We start from the raw sequence: 3,339 nt of genomic DNA, 5'->3' as shown, positions 1-3,339 counted from the left end.
GGAGTTGCTCCCACCGGAGTCACTGCCACCACTGCTGCTGTCACTACCCCCGGAGTCACTGCCGCCACTGGAACTGCCACCCGAGTCAGAACCACCACTGGAACTGCCGCCCGAATGGGAACCACCACTGGAACTGCTACCACCGGAATCACTGCCACCGGAGTTGTCCCCACCCGACTTCCCACCGCTGCTGCCACCGGAGACACCACCAGCACTGACTCCACCATCGGAGTCATCACCACCGGAATCGCTGCCACCGGAGTTGTCCCCACCCGACTTCCCACCACCACTGCTGCCACCGCTGCCGCTGCCACTGCCGTTACCGCTGCCGCCGGCACTGGCGCCACCCGAGTCGTCGTCGCCGTCACCACCGGAGTTGCCGCCTGTAACGACCCCGCCGCTGTCGCTACCGGAATCGCCACCCGCGCTGCCGCCCGAGTCACCACCGCTGCCACCGCTGCCACCGCTGCCACCATTGCCGCCGGAGTCACTGCCGCCGGAGGTGTCATCGCCCTGCCCACCGTCGTCCCCGGCAACGTTGTCACTGGAGCAGTCGCCCCCGCCGAGGCTGCAGACCGCGTCCTGAAGGCGACCCGTGATCTGGCCGCCCACGCCGCCGAGCGCGAGGGCGCCGATGATGGCCACGACCAGGCAGATCAGACCGAGGTACTCGAACGACGTCTGCCCACGGTTACGGCGCCACGTGATGAGGTGCGGGATCGACGGGAACGCTGCGCGGCGCAGCCTCTCGCGCGTCCAGGCCGGCCTCAGCGCCCGCTGTTCCGCAGGCAGTTCGAACCAGGAACGGCTGGCACTCGCTCCGACCAGGGCCAGCAGCACACCTGGCAGCAGCAGTTGACTGAGGCCCTGCGACGAACCTGCGTACAGATTGGCGATGGCGCCCACCAGCAGCCATAGCTGCAGAGCCATCAGTCCGATCCAGACCGCCTTCCCGCCGGTCCACAGGAGTCGCGCCAGAACTGCGGCTGCGATGCCCGGTGCAACCGCGTACAGCGCAGCCAGAGTCAAAGTCGGCGTGATGTGACTGCCCAGGTCCAGGAGGGAGTTCAGCACCTCGATGGCGCCCAGCAGCGTGAGGCCGAACATCAGATACAGAAGTACCCGCATCGCGGCGATTGATCGCGGCAACTCCCAGCGCTGCGGGGGAATGCCGGCCTGAGACACCAGACCTTGTGAATCCGACAACGGGAAACCCTTCACCAACTGAAGAAGTCCGGCCTCCCCCGATCCAGCCGCGACGCTTATGTCGTCACGTTATGTACGCGGGAGACCCAATCCGAAGGGCCTGCGGACCCATCACGGGCCCACCGGGGGCCCAAGTCGGACCCACCCACAGCGAAACCGGCTGTCAGTCGGTCTTCGGCCGGGCGCCGTCCGGCGAACGCAGCCAGCCACCGCTGCGGGCCGTGGCAGTCGCCGTACGGAGCAGTTGCGCGACCCCGGGCCGGGCGGTGCGGCCCCTCGTCAGCAGATGCAGCTCGACGGCCGCGCCCCCGGCCAGTGGCCGCCACACCAGTCCGGCGGGCAGGCCGGACACGGCCGACCGGCCGACCACGGAGACCGCGTCGCCGCGCACCACCGGGGTGTGGCCGACATCGAACGACAGCGGGCGCAGCATCAGCTTCGGCAGCCGCGCAGGCTCCGCACCGGCGCATCCGAGGATGCCGATGATCGCGTCGTAGTGGCCGGGGTTGGCCTCCCGCGGGTGGACGAGCACGGTCTCGTCCGCCAGTTCGGCGGTGTCGACGACCGGCAGGGCGGCGAGCCGGTGGTCCGCGCCCATCAGGACACCCTGCGGCTCGAGCCGGACGAGGGTCCGTACCAGTTCGGGAGTCGGCGGCGGGCAGCGCACCAGGCCTGCGTCGAGCGTGCCGTCGGCCACACCGGCCAGGATCTGGGCGGTGGACAGCAGATGCGTCGTGGTGGTGAGGCCCGGCAGACGTTCGGCGAGCGCGGCGAGGAGTGCGGGGGCCGTCTCGTAGCTCGTACTCATGCTGTATCCAAAGGCCAGCGTGCCGTACTCACCCCCGGCGAAGCCGCGTACGTCGCGCCAGAGCCGGTCGGCCTCCTTGCAGAGCGCCGCACCTCGCTCCATCAGCACCCGCCCCGCTTCCGTGGGTTCGACGGAGTGGGTGTTCCGGTCGAGGAGCCGGACATCCAACTCCTTCTCCAGCTCACGTATCTGACGGCTCAGCGCCGGCTGTGCGATGTGCAGCCGCTCGGCGGCACGGGTGAAGTTGCGTTCCTCTGCCACCGCCAGGAAGTAGCGCAGACGCCGGAGATCAGACATGCGCAGCAGCATACGACCCGCCCTGACCAGCACTGATGCCGACCGGTTCTGGGCTGATCGAGAACAGGTCTTTCCCTGCGGGCAGGCCCTCTCCATAGCCTTCGGAAGTCAGAGGAAAGCCGGAAATCCCCTCGGGAAAGGCCCTGCGAAGCCATGAACAGCATCACGGAGACCAGCACGACCAGCACGACCACCGCCACCGCCACCGCCACGGACTCCTCCAAGGCTGTCGTCCTCGACTACATGGACGCGCTCGCCGCAGGCGACATGGAGCGGCTGCGCGCCTTCATCGGCCCCGAAGTGACCTGGACGCTCGCCGGTGACCTACCGCTGTCGGGCACCTGGACCGGGCCGGACGAGATCTTCGGCTCGTTCGTGGCCCGGATGGTGGCGCGGCTGGTGCCCGAGTCCATGGAGTTCGAGTTCGTGGGCGTGATCGCGGAGGGCGAGCGCGTCCTGGCGGAGTGGAAGACGCGGGCGCTGGCACGGACGGGCGGCCGGTACGACCAGCACTGCCTGGCGGTGTTCACCGTGCGCGACGGCCGGATCGCCGCCGTACGCGAGCACTTCGACACGCTGCACGCGCAGACCGTCGTCTTCGCCTGACCCCGTCCACGCCGAAATCGCTGAACAGCCGAACAGGAGATATCCGATGCGAGCCATGCTTCCCGCCGCCGGTGGGACCGTCCTGCCGGGCGATGCCCCGGAACCCGCCTCCGCCGACGACGAGGTACTGATAGCGGTCGAGGCGTACTCGGTGAACCGGGGCGAGACGTTCCAGCTCGACGGCCGGCCCGACCGGCGCCGGCCCGGCTGGCGCCCCGGAAAGGACGTCGCCGGCACGGTCGTACGGGCCGCCGCCGACGGCACCGGACCGGCAGCCGGGGCCCGGGTCGTCGCCCACCCGCCCGCGTCCGGCTGGGCCGAGCGCGTCGCGGTCCCGGTGCACAGCGTCGCCGAACTCCCGGACAGCATCGACGCGGTGACCGCCGCCGCTCTCCCGCTGGCCGGAATCACCGCGCTCCGGC

General features: G+C 69.9%; 3 protein-coding genes and 1 pseudogene. 2 read left to right on the top strand and 2 right to left on the bottom strand.

All coding sequences use genetic code 11. From position 1 onward, the window contains the following. Positions 1–1,185: pseudogene (locus tag ACFVW8_RS38820) on the bottom strand (hypothetical protein); the annotation flags it as partial. A gap of 184 nt (positions 1,186–1,369) precedes the next feature. Beyond that, positions 1,370–2,311 carry a LysR family transcriptional regulator gene (locus ACFVW8_RS38815; RefSeq protein WP_389698724.1) on the bottom strand — a complete coding sequence of 314 codons (942 nt, stop codon included), beginning with the start codon at positions 2,309–2,311 and terminating at the stop codon, positions 1,370–1,372. Between the two features lie 153 nt (positions 2,312–2,464). Between ACFVW8_RS38815 and ACFVW8_RS38810 the strand changes: the two genes are divergently transcribed. Both ACFVW8_RS38810 and ACFVW8_RS38805 read left to right on the top strand, forming a co-directional pair. Further along, entirely contained in the window at positions 2,465–2,917 is a 453-nt protein-coding gene (locus ACFVW8_RS38810) for a nuclear transport factor 2 family protein (RefSeq protein ID WP_389698722.1), read from the top strand. A 46-nt stretch (positions 2,918–2,963) separates the two neighbouring features. Then, positions 2,964–3,339: alcohol dehydrogenase catalytic domain-containing protein (locus tag ACFVW8_RS38805; RefSeq protein WP_389698720.1), on the top strand; the 376-nt coding region annotated here is incomplete at its 3' end.

The sequence above is a fragment of the Streptomyces sp. NPDC058221 genome, assembly GCF_042882365.1.
In the GTDB taxonomy this organism is placed as follows: Bacteria; Actinomycetota; Actinomycetes; order Streptomycetales; family Streptomycetaceae; genus Streptomyces.
The sequence above is the reverse complement of the archived record's forward strand: the minus strand, read 5'-3'. Positions and strand labels throughout refer to the sequence as shown.